Annotated in this window: 24 protein-coding genes; 9 read left to right on the top strand and 15 right to left on the bottom strand. The window is 74.0% G+C overall.

What is annotated here, in order from left to right; genetic code table 11:
• Window positions 1–38 precede the first annotated feature (38 nt).
• Window positions 39–728 (top strand): copper homeostasis protein CutC, encoded by a 690-nt coding sequence (locus ACFYUS_RS25740; protein ID WP_388856547.1) that lies wholly within the window; start codon window positions 39–41, stop codon window positions 726–728.
• 67 nt (window positions 729–795) lie between these two features.
• Here the strand turns inward: ACFYUS_RS25740 and ACFYUS_RS25735 are convergent, their stop codons facing one another.
• Complete coding sequence (locus ACFYUS_RS25735) at window positions 796–1,101, bottom strand: hypothetical protein (protein ID WP_388856545.1); 306 nt, start codon at window positions 1,099–1,101, stop codon at window positions 796–798.
• Between the two features lie 52 nt (window positions 1,102–1,153).
• A complete protein-coding gene (locus tag ACFYUS_RS25730; RefSeq protein ID WP_388856542.1) occupies window positions 1,154–1,747 on the bottom strand; it encodes a DUF2867 domain-containing protein in 594 nt (197 codons plus the stop codon).
• Between the two features lie 114 nt (window positions 1,748–1,861).
• Here ACFYUS_RS25730 and ACFYUS_RS25725 point away from each other — a divergent pair, with 114 nt between their 5' ends.
• Together ACFYUS_RS25725 and ACFYUS_RS25720 are read left to right on the top strand one after the other, a co-directional pair.
• Window positions 1,862–2,443 (top strand): TetR/AcrR family transcriptional regulator, encoded by a 582-nt coding sequence (locus tag ACFYUS_RS25725; RefSeq protein WP_388856539.1) that lies wholly within the window; start codon window positions 1,862–1,864, stop codon window positions 2,441–2,443.
• A gap of 17 nt (window positions 2,444–2,460) precedes the next feature.
• Window positions 2,461–3,336: an aminoglycoside phosphotransferase family protein gene (locus ACFYUS_RS25720; RefSeq protein WP_388856536.1), complete on the top strand. Its 876-nt coding sequence runs from the start codon at window positions 2,461–2,463 to the stop codon at window positions 3,334–3,336.
• 2 nt (window positions 3,337–3,338) lie between these two features.
• Here the strand turns inward: ACFYUS_RS25720 and ACFYUS_RS25715 are convergent, their stop codons facing one another.
• From ACFYUS_RS25715 to ACFYUS_RS25695, 5 genes are all read right to left on the bottom strand, one after another.
• Entirely contained in the window at window positions 3,339–4,205 is an 867-nt protein-coding gene (locus tag ACFYUS_RS25715; protein WP_388856533.1) for a transporter substrate-binding domain-containing protein, read from the bottom strand.
• A gap of 98 nt (window positions 4,206–4,303) precedes the next feature.
• Window positions 4,304–5,002: a hypothetical protein gene (locus ACFYUS_RS25710; RefSeq protein WP_388856530.1), complete on the bottom strand. Its 699-nt coding sequence runs from the start codon at window positions 5,000–5,002 to the stop codon at window positions 4,304–4,306.
• Window positions 5,003–5,004: 2 nt separating this feature from the next.
• The gene (locus ACFYUS_RS25705; protein ID WP_388856527.1) at window positions 5,005–5,478 is read right to left on the bottom strand and encodes a hypothetical protein; all 474 of its coding nucleotides are present in this window, start codon (window positions 5,476–5,478) and stop codon (window positions 5,005–5,007) included.
• Between the two features lie 155 nt (window positions 5,479–5,633).
• Window positions 5,634–6,035: a VOC family protein gene (locus tag ACFYUS_RS25700; protein WP_388857156.1), complete on the bottom strand. Its 402-nt coding sequence runs from the start codon at window positions 6,033–6,035 to the stop codon at window positions 5,634–5,636.
• A gap of 5 nt (window positions 6,036–6,040) precedes the next feature.
• On the bottom strand, window positions 6,041–8,068 hold the full coding sequence (locus ACFYUS_RS25695) for a HelD family protein (protein WP_388857153.1): 2,028 nt from the start codon (window positions 8,066–8,068) through the stop codon (window positions 6,041–6,043).
• 270 nt (window positions 8,069–8,338) lie between these two features.
• Between ACFYUS_RS25695 and ACFYUS_RS25690 the strand changes: the two genes are divergently transcribed.
• Both ACFYUS_RS25690 and ACFYUS_RS25685 read left to right on the top strand, forming a co-directional pair.
• Window positions 8,339–8,521 (top strand): hypothetical protein, encoded by a 183-nt coding sequence (locus ACFYUS_RS25690; RefSeq protein ID WP_388856524.1) that lies wholly within the window; start codon window positions 8,339–8,341, stop codon window positions 8,519–8,521.
• Window positions 8,522–8,569: 48 nt separating this feature from the next.
• Window positions 8,570–8,896, top strand: a complete 327-nt coding sequence (locus tag ACFYUS_RS25685) for a hypothetical protein (protein WP_388856521.1) — start codon at window positions 8,570–8,572, stop codon at window positions 8,894–8,896.
• A gap of 14 nt (window positions 8,897–8,910) precedes the next feature.
• On the opposite strand, the gene ACFYUS_RS25680 is transcribed toward ACFYUS_RS25685, so the two are convergent.
• The 3 genes from ACFYUS_RS25680 to ACFYUS_RS25670 form a co-directional block, all read right to left on the bottom strand.
• Complete coding sequence (locus tag ACFYUS_RS25680) at window positions 8,911–10,548, bottom strand: DNA repair helicase XPB (protein WP_388856519.1); 1,638 nt, start codon at window positions 10,546–10,548, stop codon at window positions 8,911–8,913.
• 352 nt (window positions 10,549–10,900) lie between these two features.
• Window positions 10,901–11,068: a hypothetical protein gene (locus tag ACFYUS_RS25675; protein ID WP_388856516.1), complete on the bottom strand. Its 168-nt coding sequence runs from the start codon at window positions 11,066–11,068 to the stop codon at window positions 10,901–10,903.
• Window positions 11,069–11,152: 84 nt separating this feature from the next.
• A complete protein-coding gene (locus tag ACFYUS_RS25670; protein WP_388856513.1) occupies window positions 11,153–13,870 on the bottom strand; it encodes a helicase C-terminal domain-containing protein in 2,718 nt (905 codons plus the stop codon).
• A gap of 72 nt (window positions 13,871–13,942) precedes the next feature.
• Here ACFYUS_RS25670 and ACFYUS_RS25665 point away from each other — a divergent pair, with 72 nt between their 5' ends.
• The gene (locus tag ACFYUS_RS25665) at window positions 13,943–14,914 is read left to right on the top strand and encodes a hypothetical protein (RefSeq protein WP_388856510.1); all 972 of its coding nucleotides are present in this window, start codon (window positions 13,943–13,945) and stop codon (window positions 14,912–14,914) included.
• Between the two features lie 68 nt (window positions 14,915–14,982).
• Window positions 14,983–15,606 (top strand): HAD family hydrolase, encoded by a 624-nt coding sequence (locus ACFYUS_RS25660; RefSeq protein ID WP_388856507.1) that lies wholly within the window; start codon window positions 14,983–14,985, stop codon window positions 15,604–15,606.
• 33 nt (window positions 15,607–15,639) lie between these two features.
• On the opposite strand, the gene ACFYUS_RS25655 is transcribed toward ACFYUS_RS25660, so the two are convergent.
• Entirely contained in the window at window positions 15,640–15,903 is a 264-nt protein-coding gene (locus ACFYUS_RS25655; protein WP_388856504.1) for a hypothetical protein, read from the bottom strand.
• 339 nt (window positions 15,904–16,242) lie between these two features.
• On the opposite strand from ACFYUS_RS25655, the gene ACFYUS_RS25650 reads away from it, so the two are divergent.
• Window positions 16,243–16,626: a cold-shock protein gene (locus tag ACFYUS_RS25650; protein WP_041130566.1), complete on the top strand. Its 384-nt coding sequence runs from the start codon at window positions 16,243–16,245 to the stop codon at window positions 16,624–16,626.
• 67 nt (window positions 16,627–16,693) lie between these two features.
• Here ACFYUS_RS25650 and ACFYUS_RS25645 read toward each other — a convergent pair whose 3' ends face one another.
• The 4 genes from ACFYUS_RS25645 to ACFYUS_RS25630 all read right to left on the bottom strand — a co-directional run bounded on the left by ACFYUS_RS25645 (window position 16,694) and on the right by ACFYUS_RS25630 (window position 20,287).
• A complete protein-coding gene (locus ACFYUS_RS25645; protein ID WP_388856501.1) occupies window positions 16,694–17,545 on the bottom strand; it encodes a 1,4-dihydroxy-6-naphthoate synthase in 852 nt (283 codons plus the stop codon).
• Entirely contained in the window at window positions 17,542–18,267 is a 726-nt protein-coding gene (locus tag ACFYUS_RS25640; protein ID WP_388856498.1) for a futalosine hydrolase, read from the bottom strand. Before ACFYUS_RS25640 ends, ACFYUS_RS25645 begins: the two co-directional genes overlap by 4 nt.
• Window positions 18,268–18,274: 7 nt before the next feature.
• Window positions 18,275–18,754, bottom strand: a complete 480-nt coding sequence (locus ACFYUS_RS25635) for a DUF2771 domain-containing protein (protein ID WP_388856495.1) — start codon at window positions 18,752–18,754, stop codon at window positions 18,275–18,277.
• A 150-nt stretch (window positions 18,755–18,904) separates the two neighbouring features.
• On the bottom strand, window positions 18,905–20,287 hold the full coding sequence (locus tag ACFYUS_RS25630; protein WP_388856492.1) for an MFS transporter: 1,383 nt from the start codon (window positions 20,285–20,287) through the stop codon (window positions 18,905–18,907).
• 471 nt (window positions 20,288–20,758) lie between these two features.
• Between ACFYUS_RS25630 and ACFYUS_RS25625 the strand changes: the two genes are divergently transcribed.
• Window positions 20,759–21,688 carry a DUF3027 domain-containing protein gene (locus tag ACFYUS_RS25625; RefSeq protein WP_388856490.1) on the top strand — a complete coding sequence of 310 codons (930 nt, stop codon included), beginning with the start codon at window positions 20,759–20,761 and terminating at the stop codon, window positions 21,686–21,688.
• The last annotated feature ends 151 nt before the right edge of the window (window positions 21,689–21,839 follow it).

The raw sequence follows: 21,839 nt of genomic DNA, 5'->3' as shown, positions 1-21,839 counted from the left end.
CTAGACCTGTAGTCGTCATTCATGGAGGAATGGGCGAGATGAGCAACCGTGCTGTCCTTGAGGTGATCGCCCTCGACGAGGAAGACGCGGTCGCTGCCCAGACCGGTGGTGCCGACCGGCTCGAACTCGTCACCGACATGGCGGCGGACGGGCTCACGCCGTCGACGGCCACCTTCACCGCCATCCGCCGCGCGGTCGACATCCCGCTCCGGGTGATGCTCCGCCTGGCGGACGGCTTCGCGGCCGGCGACGTCGACGTCCTGGCCGGGCGGGCCGAGGAGCTCCGCTCGGCGGGCGCGAACGAGTTCGTCCTCGGGTTCCTCACCCCGGACGGCGAGCCCGACCTCGTCGCCGTGGAGCGCCTGATCGCCGTCCTGGACGGCTGCCGCTGGACCTTCCACCGGGCGATCGACCGCGCAGCCGACCGCGACGGCCTCCGCAAGCTCCTCGCCGACCTTCCCGGCCTCGACACCTATCTGACGGCCGGCGCCGCCACCGGCGTCGACGACGGCCTGCCGACCCTCCGCGCCGAAGCCGCCCGCTCGGGCGAACCGGGCTACGAGCCCCAGATCCTCGTCGGCGGCGGCCTCCGCCTCGACCACCTCCCGCCCCTCCGCGCCGCCGGCCTCACCGCCTTCCACATCGGCGGCGCCGCCCGCCCCCAGGGCTGGGCGCGTCCGGTCTCGGCGGAAGCGGTCCGCACGTGGCGCGAGGCGGTCGACGCGTAGGTGCGACGGGGGCCGCCGACGGCTGCGGCCCCTCCGCCACGTGGAGCGGTCGCGTCACGGCCGGGGGTCACCGCTGCCAGGGAAGTGCCTCCACCGCCGCGACGTCGCCCGAGGCGAGAAGCCCGAAGATCCGGAGGGTGTCCTCGCGGGTGACCTCGCGCATCTCCCCGGGGGGCGTCGCGTCGTCGTCGGGGTTCTCCCAGATCAGCAGGCCGTCCTGGAAGGCGCTCACGGACCAGCCGCTCTCGTGGGTGAGCGACACGTCGGGGTGCTCGTCGTCGGCGTCCGCGAGCCCGTCGAGTACGCGTCCCCTCGTCTCCGGGTCCGGTTCGTCGACCGTCCCGCCCATGACGTCGTACATGAAGTGGCTCATGCGGACAGGAGACCACGTGGTGATCCGGACGGTGTCCCCGGGGCGCGGCCGGTCACTGCTTCGGCAGGCGCTCCCGGTCCCGCCAGGCGGCTTCCCACTGGCGGGTCAGCGCCGGGTAGACGACCAGGTACCGGAAGGGCGCGATCAGGGCCATGTAGAGGCGGCCGAAGCGGCCGTTGGGTTTGACCAGGACGGCCATGCGGAGTTCGTGGTCGCCTGTCGGGGTGGGGACCCAGCCCAGGTGCATGACGGCGTGGACGGTCTTGTTCGCCAGTTCGCGGGCGCATTCGTCGGGGAGTTCGTACAGGGGGGCGAACGGGCCGGGGCCCGGGGTGCGGGGCGCCGTCGCCGTGAGGTCCGCCGGCATGCGGTCGCGGAGCGAGTGGACCCGGGGGCCGAGGCCGGCCTTGGGCTCGTCCCAGCCGAGGAGGGCGCCGAGCTTCCAGCGGATCGCGAAGAGGAGGCGGGTCGGGCCGGACTGGTGGTCGAGGCCGGCGCCGGCCGTGATCGCGGCGAGCGCGCGGGGGAAGTCGTCGGGACCGGCGCCCGGCATGCGGAAGGACCAGACGTCCTCGACCGTGAAGTCGGGGGTGTGGGCGTGGATCCGCCAGGGCCGGCCGGTGTGTTCGGTGACGGGGAGCTTCATGGGCGTTGCCGCCTTCCCAGTTCTCCATACGCTTGCGTATAACGACGAGGCCAACGATGCCAGATCGGATATACGGATGCGTATATTCGGGCGTCGAGTGAGGAGGGACACACCGTGGGCACCGCACGCACACCCCGCGAACGATGGGTCGAGGAAGGGCTGACCGTCCTCGCCGACGGCGGGCCCGACGCCGTCCGCGTCGAAGCCCTCGCGAAGCGGCTCGGCGTCACCAAGGGCGGCTTCTACGGGCACTTCGCCGACCGCGACGCCCTCCTCACCGCCATGCTCGACACCTGGGAGCGCGAGGCCACCGACCAGGTCGTCGACCGCGTCCGGCAGGACCCGGACGGCGACCCGAGGGCCCTCATCACCCTCGCCGGCATGCTCACCTTCTCCGGCGACCGGCTCCGCCCCATCGACCTCGCCGTCCGCGACTGGGCCCGCCGCGACGAGACCGTCGCCGCCCGCCTGCGCCGGGTCGACAACCGGCGCATGGAGCTGCTCCGCGAGATGATCGGCACCTTCTGCACCGACCCCGACGAGGTCGAGGCCCGCTCCCTCCTCGCCTTCTGCGTCGCCATCGGACACCACTTCCTCGCCGCCGACCACGACGGCCGCACCCGCGCCGAGGTCCTCGCCCGCGCCGGCGACCTCATCCTGGACGGGCCGAAAACCCTTCGCCCGTCGGACGGTTGATCGCTAGCCTCGCGCGCATGACCTCTCCCCGCGTCGACACCGCCCTCGTCGAGCGGCTGATCGCCGCCCAGTTCCCCGACTGGGCCGGGCTTCCCGTACGGGAGGTGGACTCCGCCGGCACCGACAACGCCATGTTCCGGCTCGGCGACGAGTTCGCCGTACGGCTGCCGAAGGCCGACTGGGCCGTCGGGCAGGCGGAGAAGGAGCAGCGCTGGCTGCCGCACATCGCTCCGCACCTGCCGCTGCCCGTCCCCGCACCCGTCGGACGGGGTGTGCCGGGGGAGGGGTACGGGCACGCCTGGTCGGTCTTCGCGTGGCTCGACGGCGACGACGCGTACCACGCGCCGATCGCCGATCTCGCCCACGCCGCCGTCGAGTTGGGCCGCTTCACCGCGGCCCTGCGCGGAGTCGACGCGAGCGGCGGCCCCGTCTCCTTCCGGGGCGGCTCGGTCACCGACTGGGAGGAGGGCGCCATGATGCCCGCCGTCCGCGCCCTCGGGGCGGACGGCACCCTCGACGCCGGCGCCGTCACCGAGGCCTGGGAGGCGGTGCTGCGCCTGCCGGCCTGGCAGGGCGAACCCGTCTGGATCCACGGGGACCTGCTCCCCGGCAACCTCCTCACCCGCGACGGCCGCCTCCACGCCGTCATCGACTTCGGCGGTCTCGGTACGGGGGACCCGGCCTGCGACATGATGGCCGCCTGGTCCCTCCTCACCCCCGCCACCCGTCCCGCCTTCCGCGAGGCCGCCCGGGTCGACGACGCCGCCTGGGCGCGCGGCCGGGGCTGGGCCCTGTGCTGGGGCGTCGTGACCGAGCACTACTACCGGGAGAAGAACCCGGTCCTGGCGGCCGTCGCCCACCGCACGTGGTCCGAGGCCCTCGCGGACCGCTGAGCTCAGTCCACGCTCGCGTTGGCGGGATGGTCCCGGCAGGACACGGCGTCGATCTCGGCCACGGTGGGCCTCGCCTCGTTGCGCGCGGCCAGCGGCACCCGGGGCAGGTTGTTCTGGAAGTCGCGGTCCCATTCGTTCCCGGCCACGTACTTCTTCAGCGCGTCCCGCAGCTTCTCGCAGTCCTTCCGGTGCTCCGGGGTCCGGGCCATGGCGATGCCGTAGTCGTTGCTCGCCCCGAACGCGATCCCCGGTGCGACGGCGAGCGTGGGCTCCGCCTCCATGAACCCGTAGAGGATCAGCTGGTCGGTCGAGACGGCGTCCACCTCTCCGGCCTCCAGGGCCTTCACGCAGTACGCCGCGTCCTCCTCCTCGTGCAGCCTGATCTGCTTGTACGCGGGTTTGTTCAGCTCCTTCTCGGAGGTCGTGCCCTTCCAGACGCAGACGAGTCTGCCGTTGAGGTCGGAGAGGTCGCGATAGCGTCCCTTGTCCGCCGCCCGGACCAGGATGCCCTGGGGCGTGGAGGCGTACGGGCCCACGAAGTCGAGCCCCTCGCCCCCCTTCTCGACCGGCCGCATCCGCTGCTCGGTGATCGAGAACGTCGCGGCCACCAGGTCGATGTCCCCCTTCCGCAGGGCGGCGGCCCGGTTCTTGGAGAGGACGCCGCTGAACAGCGGGTTCTCGACGCCGACCCGGGCGAGGACCTCCCGCGCCACCGTGATGTCGAAGCCGTTGAACTCCCCGTCGTGCGGTTCGTTGCTGGTCCCGGGCTGGTCGCCCTTCGCGCCGACCCGGACCTTCTTCCCCGCGTCGAACATCGTCGGCTCGGGACCGGCGCAGCCCGCGGCGAGCACCGCCAGCGCGGCGACCACGCCGAACACCCCGAACCACGCTCCGGCCGGTCTTCCGGCGCGGCGTCGGATCCCTCGTGACACGTACGTTCCCCCGGTCTTGTGGTCCTTGTTGCCCGTCAGCTGTTGTGGAGCGTTCCCCTCACCTGCGAGAGGCGCATCACGCAGTTCGGCTCGGTGTGCAGGACGAAGGCGACGGAGACCGCGCCGCGCTGTCCACCGAGGTCGAAGTCGACGACGGAGTCGGCGGCGATCCGGAACTCGCTCGGGGCGATCCCCGGCGTGATCGCCTTCAGCGTCGCGGTCGTCTTGTGGAGGCAGGTGGCCGTGTTCGGGTCGTCGTCGGAGATCTTCAGCGCGATCCGCAGCCGGTCGCGCACGTCCTCGGCCGCCGGCGCGGACATCACGAGCGTCAGGGCGTCGGCCTGGGAGCCGTTCAGCGGCTGCGCGCCCTGGACGGCGATCTCGACGGGCACCTCGCCGTTGTGGGCCGTGTACCCGAGCGAGCCGAGGCCGAGGAGGCTGCAGCCCAGCGCCAGGGCGAGCAGCGTCCAGTAGTTCTTCCCCTGGGCGGCGTACACGACGGAGAGGACGAAGCCCGCGCCGAGAAGCACGTAGAACAGGACGTACTGGCTCTGCGGGCCGCCGGGCCAGGTCAGGACCGAGTAGACGCCGACGGCCACGGCGACGAGGAGCGGCAGGGTCTCCAGCAGCCGTAGGGACTTGATGATGAACGTGGCCCAGTCGCCGATGCTGCCCGCCGCGACCGAGTTCTTCCCGTATGTCTTGGCGTTGCCGTTCCGCTTCTCCTCGCTCATGCTCAGGGCCGGCGTCTCGACTGGTCGCCGCCGCCACCCAGGTTGAAGGTGGCGTGGTCGCCGATCCGGCCGACGGCCATCGAGTCGGGGCCGTAGGTGGCGACGTGGGTCGTGGACCGCGCGTCGGCCGCCCGTACGAGCTCCTTCAGCCGCTCGGGGTCGAGGGCACCCGCTCCGGCACCGGCCTCGCCCAGCCAGGTGGCCAGCGCCTGGGACAGGAGCCGTCGTTCGGCCAGGTCGAGACGGGACAGCAGCTCGTCCGCCCGCTGCTCGTCCGGGCCGCCCTCCGCCAGGCCGGGCACGGGATCGGTGCCGTCGTCCCGTCGGAAGAGCCGGCGGAGGAATCCCTCGCCCGTGGCCACGGTGCCGTCCGCGACCCGCTGGACGGCGGCACCCGCCACCGCCGACCCCAGGGTCGTGGCGGCGGCGGCGAAGACGGGAGCGACGCCGGCGGCGGCGGTGAGCAGTTCTGACACGGGGTCCTCCAGTGGTTCAGGTGGCGCACTGAAAGCATGGTGAACACCGCGATGGTAAGTGATGGACCGTCACTCGTGCAGTCCCAAATGCTGACGATTTCAAGCGAGTTGGGCATGCCCGAGGGGGTGGGGCCGCCGCCGGGTGTCGGCGCAGGTCAGAGGCCTGCCGGCTCCTCCCGGGCGGCGACCAGCTCCACCTCGAACCCGTCCTCGTCCTCCAGGTACGCCGCGTAGTGGCCCTCGCCGCCCGCGTACGGATGCCGGTCGGCGAACATCAGCCGCCAGCCGTGCGCCGGCGCCTCGGCGGCGAGGGCGTCGACGTCCCGGCGGTCGCCGGCGTGGAAGGCCAGGTGGTTGAGGCCCGGGCGGAGGCGGTCGTGCTCGTCGGACGTGCGGGCGGGGGACTGCTCGACGACGAGGTAGCAGGAGCCGAGCGACCAGCTCCGGCCGCCCTCCCAGGACTGGAAGGGCGCGTAGCCGAGCGCGCCGAGCAGCCAGCCGAGGCTGCGCTCGGCCCGCTCCAGGTCGCCGACCCACAGCTCGACGTGGTGCAGCATCCCCTTCACGACAGGGATCCCAACTGCTCGGGAACCGGCGCCGAATGGACGACCGTCAGGCCCGACACGGCACGCGTCAGCGCCACGTACAGCCGCCGCAGGCCCGTCCGCTCGTCCGGTTCGCCGTCGACGACGGCCGCCGGCTCGTCCAGGACCACGTAGTCGTACTCCAGACCCTTCGCGAGCGAGGCCGGGACGAGCGTGAGGCGCGACTCGGCCGTCGTCTCCTCGCCGGGGGAGAGGTGTGCGAGACCGGCCGCCGTCAGCGCCTCCGCGAGCGGCGCGATCCGCGCGTCGGCGGCGATCAGGCCGATGGAGCCCTCGTGGGTCAGGGCCTCGACGCAGGCGGCGACGACGTCCTCGTCGAGCGCGTCGCTCCGGACCACGGAAAGCGACCCCGGGTTCTCCCGTACGGACTCCACCGCCGCGAGCCCCGGCGACATGTGCGGAAGGAGCCGCGAGGCGTACGCGATGACCTCGCGCGGCACGCGGAAACCGGCGGTCAGCTCCTCCACGACCGCCTCCGGCTTCCCCAGGTGCCCGAGCGCCTGGGCCCAGCTCTCCGTCGCCCAGGGGGTCGTGCCCTGCGCCAGGTCGCCCAGGACCGTCGCCGAGCCGGTCGTGCAGCGGCGGCCCACCGCCCGGTACTGCATGGGGGACAGGTCCTGCGCCTCGTCGAGGACCACGTGCCCGAGCGAGTGCGTCCGCTCGACCAGGTCCTTCGTCTCGTCGATGAGGACGGCGTCCGCCGCCGACCACTTCGCCGTCCGCACGCTCCTGGCCGGCTTCGCCCACAGCAGCAGCTTCTGCTCGTCCTCGGTGAGCAGCCCCTCGGCGTGCTCGGCGAGGAACTCGGCGTCGCTCAGCAGCCGCAGGACCAGCTTCGCGGGCTCGACGAGCGGCCAGCACTCCTTCACGACGGCCTTCACCGCCGTGTTCCGCGCGACCGCGTTCTGCACCCGGTCGTCGGGCGCCTCGCCGGCCTCCTCCATGCGGACGAGCACCGCGTGCGCGATGCGCTGCGGGAGGGCCTCGCGGGCGGCGCCGTACCGGATGTCGCGGTCCAGCAACTCCCTTACCATCTGCTCCAGTTCGTACGCCGGGACCCGCCAGCGCCGGGACCCGCGCACCACCATCAGGGACTCCGTCGGCAGCGACACGTGCGAGCGGACCGCCCGCCGCAGCACCTCCGCCATCCGCGCGTCGCCCTTCACGACCGCCGTCGCCGCCTCGTCCGTGCCCCGCACCTCGATGTGCGCGACGAGGTCGTCGACCGTCGCCTGCTGCACCTCCAGCTCGCCGAGCGCGGGCAGGACCTGCTCGATGTAGTGGAGGAAGGAACGGTTCGGCCCGATGACCAGGGTGCCGGTACGGGCGAGGCGCTCGCGGTGCGCGTACAGCAGGTACGCGACACGGTGCAGACCCACGGCCGTCTTGCCGGTCCCCGGGCCTCCCTGCACGCACACCGTCCCCGACAGGTCGGAGCGGACGATCCCGTCCTGCTCCGGCTGGATCGTGGCCACGATGTCCCGCATCGGACCGACACGCGGCCGCTCGATCTCCGCCTGGAGCAGCCGGCTGGTGTGTTCCAGCTCCTGGGGGTCGGAGAGGTGCTCGTCCTCGTACGCGGTGAGGTCGCCGCCCGTGTACCCGAAGCGGCGCCGCAGTCCGACGTCCTGCGGGTCCTTCTTCGACGCCTGGTAGTACGGCTGCGAGACCGGCGCACGCCAGTCGATCACCATCGGATCGCCGTCGGCGTCGTGCACGTGCCGCCGCCCGATGTAGAAGCGCTGCCCCTCCTGCGTGGTGTGCAGGTAGTCCAGCCGACCGAAGAACAGCGGCGTGTCCGCCAGGTCCGCGAGCGCCTTGATCCGGTCCTCGATCTGCCGCCCGAGCACCAGCGAGTTGACCCAGTTCGCCGTGACGTCCTTGATGTCGAGCGCCTCGACGTCCTCGCGCATCGCGCGCAGCGCCGCGCGGGACGAGGTCAGATGGGCGCGCTCGCGCGCGAGCGGATCGTCGGACACGGGCACGGGCACGGAATCGGGCACGGACACGGACACGGTGAAGCCTCCGGGCAGGTGGATACGCGGACACGACAAGGCGGCCGCCGGTTTCCGACCGGACGGCGGCGCTCCACGAACGGGAGGCGGGGAAGCCGGAAAGTCTAACTCCGGTCGGGCGGCGGGGCGAACGGAATATGCCCGGCCGGAGCCCCTAGGGGGCAGGATCCGACGCGAGACGGACCCTGGTTCCACCCCCAGGCCGATGTATCCGCAATGTCCGGATTCCATGATGGAGGCATGGCAGCGACGACCTTCACCCTCGTGACCACCCTCCCCCGACCCCACCGCCTCACCACCGCCCTCCGCGCGATCCGCGCCTTCGGCGGCGCGGCGGCCTCGGTAGCCCTTCTGGGCGACTACGGCCCGGCCGAGGCGGGGATCAAGAACCCCCGCCCTGAGTACGCCCCCGGCCCCGACTGAGTACGAGGACGCCTGGGCGGGCCCGGCGCGCCCTGATGTGATCGAGCCATGACGCCGACAGCCACCGCCCCCGCGACCGTCGACCACGCCCGCACCACCCGCATCCTGCGCTTCACCGCCCTCGGCGGCTTCGCCGTCCTCCTCGTGCTCTTCGTCCTCACCATGGTGCTGGTGCTCGGCGACGCCGTCGACGGCGACGGCAGTGCCGGAGCCTTCACCGACGCCGCCGTCTGGATGTTCCGCGCCGCCGCGGCGGCCGGTCTGATCGCCCTCGCCACCCCGCGGGACCTGATGGCGGCCACGCCCCGCCGGGCCCTCGTGACCGCCCAGTACGCCCTCGGGGTCGCCGGGGTCGTCCTCCAGCTCATGGACTGACCCGCGGACGGGCCCTACGGCGCGAGCAGCTCGTCCGCGTCCATGATCCGGTACGCGTAGCCCTGCTCCGCCAGGAAGCGCTGGCGGTGCGCCGCGAAGTCCTGGTCGATGGTGTCCCGGGCGACCACCGAGTAGAAGTGCGCCTGGTGGCCGTCCGCCTTCGGGCGCAGGACCCGGCCCAGACGCTGGGCCTCCTCCTGGCGGGAGCCGAAGGTGCCGGAGACCTGGATGGCGACCGTGGCCTCCGGAAGGTCGATCGAGAAGTTCGCGACCTTCGACACCACGAGCACGTTGATCTCGCCGTTGCGGAAGGCGTCGAAGAGCTTCTCCCGCTGCGCGTTCGACGTCTCGCCCTTGATGACCGGTGCGTCGAGGTGCGCGCCGAGCTCGTCCAGCTGGTCGATGTACTGCCCGATGACGAGGATCTGCTGACCCTCGAACTTCTTCACCAGGGCCTCGGTCACCTTCCGCTTCGTCGCCGTCGTCGCGCAGAAGCGGTACTTCTCCTCCGCCTCGGCCGTCGCGTACGCGAGCCGCTCGGAGTCGGTCAGGTTCACCCGGACCTCGACGCAGTCGGCGGGCGCGATGTACCCCTGCGCCTCGATCTCCTTCCACGGCGCGTCGAACCGCTTCGGCCCGATCAGCGAGAAGACGTCGGACTCCCGCCCGTCCTCGCGCACGAGGGTCGCCGTCAGGCCGAGCCGCCGGCGCGCCTGGAGGTCGGCGGTGAACTTGAAGACCGGCGCGGGCAGCAGGTGCACCTCGTCGTAGACGATGAGGCCCCAGTCGCGGGAGTCGAAGAGCTCCAGGTGCGGGTAGACGCCCTTCCGCTTCGTCGTCAGCACCTGGTAGGTGGCGATGGTGACCGGCCGGATCTCCTTGCGCGTACCGGAGTACTCGCCGATCTCGTCCTCGGTCAGCGAGGTCCGCTTCACCAGCTCGTGCTTCCACTGCCGCGCGGACACCGTGTTGGTGACGAGGATCAGCGTCGTCGCCTTCGCCTGGGCCATCGCCCCCGCGCCGACCAGCGTCTTGCCGGCGCCGCAGGGCAGGACGACGACACCGGAGCCGCCGTGCCAGAAGCCGTCGACGGCCTGCTTCTGGTACGGGCGCAGCGACCAGCCGTCCTCGGCGAGGTCGATCCGGTGCGCCTCCCCGTCCACGTACCCGGCGAGGTCCTCGGCCGGCCAGCCCAGCTTCAGCAGCGTCTGCTTGATCTGCCCGCGCTCGGAGGGGTGCACGGCGACGGTGTCCGGGTCGATCCGCGCCCCGACCAGCGGCTGCACCTTCTTCGACCGCAGGATCTCCTCCAGGACCGGCCGGTCGGTCGTGGTCAGCACGAGCCCGTGCGTGGGGTGCTTGGAGAGCGTGAGCCGGCCGTACCGGGCCATGGTCTCGGCGATGTCGACGAGCAGCGCGTGCGGCACGGGGTACCGCGAGTACTCCACGAGCGCGTCGACGACCTGCTCGGCGTCGTGCCCGGCGGCCCGCGCGTTCCACAGCCCCAGCGGCGTCACCCGGTACGTGTGGATGTGCTCCGGCGCCCGCTCCAGCTCCGCGAACGGCGCGATGGCCCGCCGGCAGGCCTCGGCGAGCTCGTGGTCGACCTCCAGGAGCAGCGTCTTGTCGCTCTGGACGATCAGGCAGGACACACATACCTCCAGGGATAGGATCACGTTGCGGCAGACGCCGCCTCCGTGCCTGTCGCGGCCAGGGCCATGCCCCGTGCCCGTCGCCCGAAGGGCGTCCGGGCCGACGCGTCGGGAAGGCGCGCGGCCGTCCATGTCCGCCTTTCGCGGAAAACAGAAAACTCTACCTCGGCGGAGCGTCTGCGCGCGGCCTGTGAGGCGCTGTGCGCTGCGCCCGGGTCCCCGCGGGCGATCAGGAAGCGCAGTCGCGGCATCGCGCGTCGACCCGGGCGTGCCGCGTCCGGCCGGGGTCCCGCATGACGAGAGCCGCCCACGGGGTGTGGACGGCTCTCCGGGGTCTGGAAGCTGCTCTCCCCTAGAGGATGTAGCTCAGCCTGGAGGTCAGGTGTCCGATCAGGCTGAACAGGTCCGGGCCGCCGTCCTTCAGCGGCGGGGCGAACCCCTCGGCGTGGGCCGCCGTGCCCGACAGGACGAGTCCGCTGGTGACGATCAGGGTGGCGAGTACTCGCTTGGTGGTCTTCATGCCTGATCAACGATCATTCCCTGCGGCCGGTAACTGCGGTGGCATTGGGCCGAAACGGTCTTTCTCCGGTGAGGCCGGAGGGCGCTAGACCTGGTCGTCCGCCAGTTCCGCCACGCCCGTGATGCGGTGCAGGGGATACGTGCGGACCTCGTCGGCCGTGTGGTCGTAGCCCGTGACGAAGCCGCCCTCCACGCGGACCGGGGCGATGACGCGCTGGCTCGCCGCGCCCTCCGCGTTGACGTAGCCGATCCAGACGGCCGAGCCGGTCAGCGCGGCGGCCTGGACGGTCGCCAGGGTCTCGGCGGCCGAGGTGCGGGGGAGACCGCCCGCCGCCACCACGGGGGCCGCCGGCTCCTTCCGCACCGCCGTCGCCGCCCGGTCGCCCGCCCGGATCGCCTTCACCGCCGCGCCGAGGAGCGTGGTGTCGGGGGCCGGGGGGCCGTCGGGGACGGGCACGGGGGCCGTACGGGCCGGGGTGCGGTACGCGTCGGCGCGGGTGATCAGGACGTCGCCCTCCGCGGACTCGGCCGCCGGGGCGTACCCCATCGCCCGCAGCCCGTCGAGCAGCGCCGCCGGGTCCGCCTGCGCGGCCAGCACCGTCGGCGCGAGGCGCCGCAGGCCCAGGGCGGCGGAGCGGCGGTCGGCCAGGATCTCGCCGAGGACCGTGTCGTCGTCGCAGCGCACGTACGCGGAGGCCGCCCCGATCCGCAGATGGCCGTGCTTCCTGGCCACGTCGTCGATCAGGTACGCGAGCGGCTGCGGCACCGGCGTGCGGGAGTGCGCGGTCAGGAAGTCGTGCAGGTCGGACGCCGACCGCCCCGAGTCCAGGGCGCGCCGTACGGACCCGGGCGTGAACCGGTAGACCGTCGCACCACCCTTCGATTCCACGTCCGCCAGGACCGCGAGCGCGTCGGCGAGCGGTCGCCTCAGCGGCCCCGGCGCCACGGCCGTCAGGTCGGCCTGCAGCAGGACGTGGTCGACGGCCTCGGGCAGCAGCGGCGCAAGCAGCGTCGCCGCCCGCCCGGCCGCCACCGACAGCTCGACCCGCCCGCCGTGGTCGGAGAGGGTCGCCGCCTCGGCCAGCGGCAGATTGAGCAGGGCCCGGGCGGGGGCGGACAGCGCGCCCCGGCCGGTGAGCCCGAGCAGCTCGGCCTCGGCGAGCGTCCAGCGGGCGAGGCGGGAGCGGAGGTCGGTGTGGAGGTCGGGGGCGAGGCCGGTGCCGGCCGTCGCGCCCGCGCCGTAGCCGGGGGCACCCGTACCCGTCCCCGTGCCGGCTGCCGGGCCGTGGCCGCTGTCGGCCGTCGCACCGGCGCCGTCGGCCGCCGTACCCGCGCCGCCCGACGGGCCGTAGCCCGCCGCGCCCGCACCCGCCGTCGGCTGTGTCGCCCGCGACTGCCCCGGCTGCCCCGCGCCCCGCAGCGGCCGCTCCCACCGCAGCCGGGCGTACACCGTCTCCGGGTCCGCCGCCGCGCCCGGCGGGAGGGTCGCGAGGAGTTCGAGGACCCGGTGGCGGACCTCCGGCGCGGGGGCGCGGTCCAGGTCGGGGCCGAGGGCGGACAGCGTGCGGCCCTTGGCGTCCGCGCCGCCGACCAGGCCGGCCGTGCGGGTGGCGGTGAGCCAGGGGGCGACGAGCCGGGCCCAGCGCTCGGCGGGCGGGAGGTCGAGCCAGTCGTCGTAGGCGGGCGTCGGGGCGTACCGCTCGTCGGCCTCGCCGTCGGAGGCGAGCAGCCCCGCCCCGAAGCACAGCTCCAGCCAGAACGCGGCGAGCGGTTCCGACACGTCCAGGGCCGAGGCGGTCCGCTTGAGGTCCCGTACGGACATCCCGCCCGCCCGCAGGACCTGCGGCCCGCCCTGGTCCCAGGACTTCAGGAGCTCCTCGACCGTCGCGAGCGAGGCGTACGCCTGCCCGGCGGCGGCGCCGTCCACCACCTGGGGGCGGTACTCGCGCGCCGGCCCCACCACCGGCGCCACCGGCTCCGGCGCCCGGTGCGCCCGCCCGCCGCGCAGGTGCAGCGCCACCTCGCGCGGCAGCACCATCGTCCGCGCCGACACCGGAAGCAGCAGCCCCCGGTCGCGCAGCCATCGCACCGGCGGCGCCGGGTTCGCCGTCACCTCGCCGTACGGCGGACCCCACACCAGCCGGTCCAGGACGGAGAGGGCCTCCGGGGACGCCTCGTCGAGGAGCGCGCCCATCCGCGCCCGGTCGGTGAACAGCTCCGTGAGGGCCGCCACCGCCGACACCGGGTCGTGCGTCGCGGGCAGACCGGCCGTCGCGATGATCTCCTGCACCCGGCCCGGCGACATCCCCGCCGTCGCCTCCGCGACCGTCGGCCCGAGCCCCGTCGGCGACGGGTGCTGCGGCGAGGGCGCGAGGAGCTCCCGCGCGGTCCGTACGAGCCGCAGCCGGTCGTCCTCGCCCCACACCAGTGCCTGCTCGCGCAGCAGCGCCACCGCGCCCGGCAGCGCCGCCTCGATCTCCGGATCGCCCTCGTCGCCGGTGAGCAGCGCGAGCAGGACGGGGTACGGGGCGGGGTCCGGGGCCACGGCCAGCGCCTCGGCCGTCTGCAGGGCGAACCGGTCGAGCCGCTCCAGGGCCCGCACCACCGAACCCCGCGTGCCGGCGCGGGTCGCCAGCTGCGTCAGGTCGTTCGGTACGGGGCTCAGCAGGTCCGGGCGGGCGCGCAGCAGTGCGGCGAGCCCCTCGTCGCCCCGCGCGCGGAGCGCCTCCGCGAGCGTGCGGGGCGCCGCGGCGCCAGTTCCCTCGGGCACGTGCGCCTCCCGGTCGAGCTCACCGATCCCCATCCGGACCACGTTAGCCGCTGTCCAGGCGCTAACGTCGGGCCGTACCGGGCGAACCGGCCGTGGAGGGGCAGCGTGGGGATCGAGAGCGACCGTCTGGTCTACGACTATCTGAGCCGCGTCGGCGATCTGGCACAGCAGCGGCAGCTGCCGGCGAGCGACCGCATGAAGCTGGTGTCCGGCCTCCGCGACGAGATCGACCGCCGCCGCGCCACGCACGGCGAGGAGAGCCCGGCGGCGGTACGCGGCATCCTCGGCTCCCTCGGCACCCCGGACGAGGTCGTGGACCGCGCGGGCCCGCAGGACGGGCAGCCGCTGCCGAAGCCGCGCACGGGGGAGGAGGACGGGGACGCCCGCCCCGGCCGGCGCGACGCCCCCGGAAACCCGCGTGCGGCCTCCGGCGCGTCGGGCCCCGCGATCCCCGCCCAGGCCGACCGGGGCCCCGACCGCGCGGCGGACTGGTGGCGCACCGACGCCGAGACGGACGCCGACGACGGGTTCTTCGGCTTCGTCGGCGGCATCGAGCGCCCCGACCTGTTCACGCCGCCCGCCCCGGAGGAGGAAGAGGAGGGCGGGAAGGACGCGGCCGAGGAGCCCGCACCGGGGAAGGGCCGCCGCCTGGCCCGTGTCCTCCGGCGCCGCGAGGCCCCGGCGGCGCAGCCCGAGCCGGAGGCCGCGGAGGAAGCGGGGGCGGCCCCGTCCCGCGCCCGCCTCGCGAACCCCTTCGTGCTGCTCGCCGCGCTGCTCCTGCTCGGCGGCGCCGTCTTCGGTTCGCTGGTCGCCCTCGCGGCGGGCTGGCTCCTCGCGTACGCCTCCCGCAGGCTGACCCCGGGCGAGGTCAAGGGCGCGGTCCTGGTGATCCCCGGGCTCAGCGCCGCGGCCGGGATCGCCTGGCTGTGGGGTCGTGTCCAGGGGCGCTGGGGCGAGGCGGTGGCCCCGGGCGGCGAGGCGATGGGCGCGGCGATCTCCGAGACCTGGCCCTGGGTGCTCCGGGGCGCGGCGATCGCCTCGGCGCTGTTCCTGCTGTGGCGCTCGCGCAGGCACTGAACGCAGGACGCGGGGGGCGGGCCGGAGGCCCCCGGTACGGCCCGGACGGCGGCCCCGACAATGGCCCCATGACAACCGCGCCCGTGAACCCGCCCACCGTCGGCTTCGACCTCGACCTGACCCTGCTCGACACCCGCCCGGGGATCAAGGCGGCCTTCGTCGCCTTCTCCGCCGAGACGGGCGTCCCCATCGACGCCGACCTCGTCGTGAGCCGTCTCGGGCCGCCGCTGGAGCAGGAGATGGCGCACTGGTTCCCGGCGGAGCACGTCACGGAGATGACCGCCCGCTACCGGGCCCTCTACCCCTCGTACGCGATCGAGCCGACCGTGCCGATGCCGGGCGCCCGGGACGCGATCGAGGCCGTGCGCGAGGCGGGCGGCCGCACGATCGTCGTCACCGCGAAGAACGGCCCGCACGCCGAGCTGCACCTCGCCCACCTCGGCATGGAGCCCGACGCGGTCGCCGGCGGCCTGTGGGCCGAGGGCAAGGCGGAGGCGCTGCGCGCGCACGGCGCCGGGGTGTACGTCGGGGACCACGTCGGCGACGTCCGGGGCGCGGCCACGGCCGGCGCCCTCTCGGTGGCCGTCGCGACCGGCCCCTGCGCCCCCGAGGAGCTGCGCGCGGCCGGCGCGGACGTGGTCCTGCCGGACCTGACGGGCTTCCGCCCCTGGTGGGAGGGGTACCTGGTCTGAGTCCAGGGGCTCAGGGGCCCAGAAGCCCGGGCCTCAGGCCGTCCGGCCGGCACGGGCCTGCCGTCGCTGGGCCGCGATCGACCGCAGCAGCCCGGCGGCGGCGATGAGGAAGCCGACCCCCATCAGCATCGACACGAGGTACGCGACGGTGGGGAACGGGTCCGTCCCGAGGAGCAGCGGGGCCACGGTGACCAGCGTCGCGACCGCGCCGACCGCGAACACGATCACACCGGCCTTGACGAGTCCGTCACCCGGGGCACTGTCGTCCACCGGCACGGCGGGGTTTTCGTTGCGCATCCCGCCAGGGTAGTTCCCCGCGGCTCCCCGGTACCCCCGGCCCTGACCTGACAAACCCCCCTCCCGTATGCGGCACAAGTGGGGGGTTTGTCGGATGTCCCGCGCGTATTCGCCGCCCCGGCGTCACCGACATGTGCTGTGATGTGCGTGCCTTCTCGCCGTCCCGGGCGAGCCGCGACCGATGTCGGCCATGAGTGCCGGCCGGTATGGATGGAGCGGCTTGACCGGGGGTACAGAGCTGGGGAGGCTTCCAGACGACACGGCAGGCACGAGCGAGCGCTAGATAGCCTGACCTGCGACGACAGTGGTTCGGCTGACTGGTGGAATGGGGTGCGTGCTTTGCCTACCGGCAAGGTCAAGTGGTTCAACAGCGAGAAGGGCTTCGGCTTCCTCTCCCGCGACGACGGCGGCGACGTCTTCGTCCACTCGTCGGTGCTCCCCGCCGGGGTCGACGCCCTGAAGCCCGGCCAGCGGGTGGAGTTCGGGGTCGTCGCCGGTCAGCGCGGCGACCAGGCGCTGTCCGTCACGATCCTCGAACCGACCCCGTCCGTCGCCGCGGCGCAGCGCCGTAAGCCCGACGAACTGGCGTCCATCGTGCAGGACCTGACGACGCTCCTGGAGAACATCACGCCGATGCTGGAGCGCGGCCGCTACCCGGAGAAGGCCGCGGGCAAGAAGATCGCGGGCCTGCTGCGCGCGGTCGCCGACCAGCTCGACGTCTGAGTCCTCCGGCCGCCCTCGCACTGCTCCGCAGGCTTCGGGCGGCTGCCGGACCCCGTCCGGCGTCCCCTCAGGGGAATCGCAGCGCGTCCGGGCCGAGGGGCGGTACGAGTCCCTCGGCCGCGGCGCGCGTGAGCAGGCCGCGGACCGCCGCGTAGCCGTGCTCGCCGAGGTCGGCCGTGAACTCGTTGACGTAGAGGCCGATGTGCTGGTCGGCCACCTTCGGGTCCATCTCCTGGGCGTGCTCCAGGACGTACGGCCGGGAGGCCTCGGGATCGTCCCAGGCCGTCCGCACCGAGGCGCGGGCCGCCTCGGCGAGCAGCTCCAGCGTCTCCGCGCCCAGCGAGCGGCGGGCGACGATCGCGCCGAGCGGGATCGGGAGGCCGGTCGTGGACTCCCAGTGCTCGCCCATGTCGGCGAGGCAGTGCAGCCCGTAGTTCCGGTACGTGAAGCGGGCCTCGTGGATGACGAGCCCCGCGTCGACCTTCCCGTCCCGCACGGCGGGCATGATCTCGTGGAACGGCATCACGACGACGTCCCCGACCCCGCCGGGCACCTTCTCGGCGGCCCACAGCCGGAACAGCAGGTACGCGGTCGAGCGCTCGCTCGGCACGGCGACGGTCTTCCCGGAGAGGTCCTCCCCGGTCCCGGCGTCCCGGGTGAGCACGAGCGGGCCGCAGCCCCGGCCCAGGGCGCCTCCGCAGGGCAGCAGGGCGTACTCGTCGAGGATCCACGGCAGCACGGCGTACGACACCTTCAGGACGTCGTGCGTGTCGGTGCCGCTCTCCGCCCAGCCGTTGGTGACGTCGATGTCCGCGAACGTCACGTCGAGCCGGGGCGCGCCCGGGACCCGGCCGTGCGCCCAGGCGTCGAAGACGAAGGTGTCGTTCGGGCAGGGCGAGTAGGCGATCTTGAGTTTCACGGGTGCGGCTCCACGAAGACGGTCCTGCTGAGCAGCTCGAAGGTGTGCCGGAGGGCGCCCAGGGCCTCGCCGATGCGCCAGGCGGCGCGGTCGCGGGGCCCGACGGCGTTCGACACGGCCCGGATCTCGACGACGGGCACGCCGTGCGCGGCGGCGGCCTCGGCGACGCCGAAGCCCTCCATCGCCTCGGCGGCGGCCGTCGGATGCCGCTCCGCGAGCTCGGCGGCGCGGCGGGCGGTGCCGGTGACGGTGGAGACGGTGAGGACGGGCGCGAGGGCGCATCCCGCCGCGAGCGCGGCGGTGATCGGGCCCGTGAGGGCCTCGGGCACGGGGTGGACGGAGCGGCCGAAGCCGAGCTCCTCGACGGTGAGGTACCCGTCCGGGGTCTCGGCCCCGAGGTCGGCGGCGACGATCGCCGAGGACACGACGACGGACCCGACCGGCGCGGCGGGCTGGAACCCGCCGGCGATGCCGGCGGAGACGACGAGCCCGTACCCGCCGTCCTTCAGCGAGGCGTGCGCGAGCGCCGTCCCGGTCGCGGCGGCGACGGCCGCGGGGCCGACCCCGCCGACGAGGACGTCGACGCGATCCGCGTGACGGCGCAGGGTGAGGCCCCCCGGCAGCGGGAGGAGCTCGGGGCTGCCGAGGCCGGGGCCGAGACCGGCGGAGACGGAGTCCGCCTCCGCCGCCACGGCCGTCACGATCAGGATCCGGTGGACCACCGGCGGATCAGGAGTCCTTCTTCAGCTCGAAGTGCCAGATGCCGGTCAGCTTCTTGCCGGTGTTCTCGACGATGGTCACCTGGGTCTTGTCGGTGGCCTCGCCCATCTGGCTGGAGAAGAAGGCGCTGGCCGGGATGGTCCGGTACGTCTTCTTGTACGGCTCGGGCTCGGCCTGCTGGCCGCCGAGGAAGATCGTCCAGCCGTGGTCCGCGACCTCCGGGTCCACGCCGAAACGGATCTTGTCGTCCGCGGAGACCGTGATGGTCTTCTCGGCCTTCTTGTTCAGGCACTGCTGGATCTGCGACTCCTTGATGGCGTCGCCGTTGTTGTAGCAGGCGGCCTCGGAGTGCACCGAGTCGGTCCCGACCGTCAGGGTCGCGAGCGGAGTCGGCTTGTCGCAGGCGGAGAGTACGAGGAGCCCGGCGGAGACGGCCCCGAGGGCGACGGCGGCCCGGCGGCGCGAGCCGGAGAAGAACGCAACGGTCATGAGCCGAAGGCTATCGGGCCCCCGCGTCCGCGCCACGCGGGGGTACGGCGTGCCGCCACGGCGTACCGCTTCGTACGGAGTGTCCTGACCTGTTCGTGCGGAGTGTCCTGACCTGGGATCGGCCCGGGTCCGGCCCGGGATCGGCCCGGCCTAGGCCACTTTCTCCTTGGAGCGGCCGCCCCGGGGGCCCGACCGGCTGCGGGCCGCGGACAGGAGGCCGCGGACCGAGAGGAGCGCGCCGAGGGCCAGGATGCCGGCGGCCACGGACAGGCCGAGGGTGCCGTTCAGGGGCAGGGCGATGCCGATCCCGCCGCCCACCACCCACGCCATCTGCAGCGCCGTCTCGGAGCGGGCGAAGGCCGAGGTCCGCACCAGCTCCGGCACGTCGCGCTGGATCAGCGCGTCCAGGGACAGCTTCGACAGGGCCTGGGTGAGCCCGGCGACCGCGACGAGGACGGCGACCATGAGGCCGCCGAAGAAGATCGCGGCGAGGACCGCCGTACCGCAGACCACGCTGATCATCGTGGCGATGATCACCTCGGGCCCGTGGCCCCGGTCCCGGAGCAGGGAGCCGGCCGCCGTACCGCAGGCGTTGCCCGTACCCGCCGCCACGCCCACGATGCCGAGGGAGACGGCGGCGCTCTGCCCGGACAGCGGGTGCTCGCGCAGCAGGAACGCCAGGAAGAAGATCAGGAAACCCGACAGCATGCGCTGCGCCGCGTTCGCCTCCAGGCCGTGCAGCACCGCCGGGCCCACCGTCCGCAGGCTCGGCTTCTTCTCACCGTGCGTCAGCAGGTGCGCCCGCCGCTCGCCCTTCGCGGAGTCCACCTTGTGCGGCATCCGCAGCGCCCAGAACGTGCCGAGCAGGAACAGCGCGCACGCCCCGTACAGCGGCCAGCCCGGCCCGATCAGCTGGAGCCCCGCCCCGATGGGCGCGGCGATGCCGGTGGCGAGGAGCCCGGCCAGGGTGACGCGGGAGTTCGCCTTCACGAGGGAGAAGTTCGGCGGGAGGAGGCGGGGCACGACGGCGCTGCGGACGACCCCGTACGCCTTCGAGGCCACCAGCACCCCGAGCGCGGCCGGATACAGCTCCAGACCACCGGTCGCCACCGCCCCCGACATCATGATCGCGAGGACCGCGCGGGTCAGCATCGCGCCCGCCATCGCCGCCCGCCGCCCGTGCGGGATCCGGTCCAGGAGCGGACCGATCACGGGGGCGAGGAGGGTGAAGGGGGCCATCGTGACGGCGAGGTAGAGCGCGACGCGGCCGCGGGCCTCGTCGGTCGGCACGGAGAAGAAGACGGTGGAGGCGAGGGCGACGGTGATCATGACGTCCCCGGCGCCGTTCACGGCGTGCAGCTCGATCAGCTTCCCGAGCCCCGACTCACCGGCCCCGTGCGCGTGCGTGGCCTTCCGGATGCCCTTCGCGGTCCCGGTGAACGGCAGGTGCAGGGCACGCCCGACCTTTCGGCCCGCTCGGCGGAGCGGCCCGGCTGGATCGTGTGATCGTACGGGGGACCGTGCGGCTGCCACTCCGTCATAGTGCCCCACTCGTGCGCCGGACGAACCGTGGCACGACGGGGGAGGGCGGGGGAGCTGAGGGGGGAGGTCCGGGAGGGGCGGCTCGGCGGGGCCGCTTCACGGGGGTGCGTCCGGGGTGCGTCCGGGGCGTGTCCGGGGCGCCTCGGGGCCGTGTCCGGGGCCCTTCGCGAGGCACTTCGCGGGGTGCGGGGTGTCCGCGATCCGGGTCACTTGGGACGGGCAGGTGGGCTGAGGCCCGCGAACGGGGTAGCGTGCGTAGCGCGTCACCGGCGGAATCTCTCGGCCGCGCGCCTCTTCGGCATCCCGCAGAATGGATGGCGTTAGGTGTGCCCGAGACGCGCGAGACAAGTCGGGTGCGGACGTCGATGCGGCCCTCTGGTCCGCTCCGCCCGCCGCCCGTGGCTTCGCTCCCGCCCCTCGGCCGGCGCACCCGTGAGACGGCGTAGGAGAGAAGCGAGACCTGTGAGTGCTGCGACGACGCGAAGCGGTACCCCGCGTACCCCGCGAGCCACGCGTACCCCCGACCGCCTGTGCGCGGAGGCCGTAGACCTCGCGCGAGAGGCCGCCGAGGAGGCGGCCGCGCCCGGCATCGTCGGCGCGCACGTCGAGGTGGTCGCGGAGGGCGACCGCGTCGTCACGCACTACTTCGAGTCCAAGGAGCCCGGCTACCGGGGCTGGCGCTGGGCGGTGACCGTCACCCGCGCCTCCCGCGCCAAGAACGTCACGCTTGACGAAACCGTCCTGCTGCCCGGGGCGGACGCCCTCATGGCCCCGGAGTGGGTGCCGTGGAGCGAGCGGCTGCGGCCGGGCGACATGGGCCCCGGCGACCTCCTCCCCACCGAGCAGGACGACCTGCGCCTGGAGCCCGGCTACTCGGGCGAGGACACGCCCCCGCCGAACTCCGCCGTCTCGGAGGAGATGTCGGAGCACCTCGACGAGGAGGACGCCGAGCTCACCTCGCGCACCCCGTCCCGCGGCGCGATCGCCGCGGTCGCCGAGGAGCTCGGCATGCGCCGGGCGCGGGTCCTCTCCCGCTACGGCCTCCACGTGGCGGCCGACCGCTGGGACGAGGCCTTCGGCGCCAAGACCCCCATGGCCCAGGCCGCCCCCGCCTCGTGCGAGTCCTGCGCCTTCCTGGTCCCCCTGGCCGGCTCCCTCAAGCAGGCCTTCGGCATCTGCGCCAACGAGTTCTCCCCCGCGGACGGCCGCGTCGTCTCCCTCGCCTACGGCTGCGGCGGCCACTCCGAAGCCGCCGTCATGCCCAAGCCCCCGCGCCCGGCCCCTCCGGTCCTCGACTCCATGGCCACCGACGCCTTCCCCCTCCGCCCCGCCAAGGACTCCGGCTCCACGACGGAACCGGACGCGTCGTCGGAGGACCTGGGCCACTCGTAGTCCCCGGGGCGCCCGCGCCGGGGCGGCGCCCCCCCCGCGCACCGCGGTGCGCTTCGCTCACCTCCTCCCCCCGGGGGGGGGGGGGGGGGGGCGCGCCGGGCGCCCCCCCCCCCCCCGGGGGGGGCGCCCCCCCCCCCGCCGCCCGCCCCCC

The sequence above is a fragment of the Streptomyces sp. NPDC004284 genome, assembly GCF_042874035.1.
Taxonomy (GTDB): domain Bacteria; phylum Actinomycetota; class Actinomycetes; order Streptomycetales; family Streptomycetaceae; genus Streptomyces.
Note: the sequence above shows the minus strand (reverse complement) of the source record. Positions and strands in the feature narration are given on the sequence as shown.

What these genes read in the sequence shown, in the direction of transcription:
- ACFYUS_RS25655 (WP_388856504.1), bottom strand. Translation starts at nt 15,903, where the DNA reads ATGCGCAACGAAAACCCCGCCGTGCCGGTGGACGACAGTGCCCCGGGT.
- ACFYUS_RS25660 (WP_388856507.1), top strand. Translation starts at nt 14,983, where the DNA reads ATGACAACCGCGCCCGTGAACCCGCCCACCGTCGGCTTCGACCTCGAC.
- ACFYUS_RS25685 (WP_388856521.1), top strand. Translation starts at nt 8,570, where the DNA reads ATGACGCCGACAGCCACCGCCCCCGCGACCGTCGACCACGCCCGCACC.
- ACFYUS_RS25675 (WP_388856516.1), bottom strand. Translation starts at nt 11,068, where the DNA reads ATGAAGACCACCAAGCGAGTACTCGCCACCCTGATCGTCACCAGCGGA.
- ACFYUS_RS25740 (WP_388856547.1), top strand. Translation starts at nt 39, where the DNA reads ATGAGCAACCGTGCTGTCCTTGAGGTGATCGCCCTCGACGAGGAAGAC.
- ACFYUS_RS25735 (WP_388856545.1), bottom strand. Translation starts at nt 1,101, where the DNA reads ATGAGCCACTTCATGTACGACGTCATGGGCGGGACGGTCGACGAACCG.
- ACFYUS_RS25720 (WP_388856536.1), top strand. Translation starts at nt 2,461, where the DNA reads ATGACCTCTCCCCGCGTCGACACCGCCCTCGTCGAGCGGCTGATCGCC.
- ACFYUS_RS25690 (WP_388856524.1), top strand. Translation starts at nt 8,339, where the DNA reads ATGGCAGCGACGACCTTCACCCTCGTGACCACCCTCCCCCGACCCCAC.
- ACFYUS_RS25730 (WP_388856542.1), bottom strand. Translation starts at nt 1,747, where the DNA reads ATGAAGCTCCCCGTCACCGAACACACCGGCCGGCCCTGGCGGATCCAC.
- ACFYUS_RS25710 (WP_388856530.1), bottom strand. Translation starts at nt 5,002, where the DNA reads ATGAGCGAGGAGAAGCGGAACGGCAACGCCAAGACATACGGGAAGAAC.
- ACFYUS_RS25670 (WP_388856513.1), bottom strand. Translation starts at nt 13,870, where the DNA reads ATGGGGATCGGTGAGCTCGACCGGGAGGCGCACGTGCCCGAGGGAACT.
- ACFYUS_RS25700 (WP_388857156.1), bottom strand. Translation starts at nt 6,035, where the DNA reads ATGCTGCACCACGTCGAGCTGTGGGTCGGCGACCTGGAGCGGGCCGAG.
- ACFYUS_RS25635 (WP_388856495.1), bottom strand. Translation starts at nt 18,754, where the DNA reads ATGACCGTTGCGTTCTTCTCCGGCTCGCGCCGCCGGGCCGCCGTCGCC.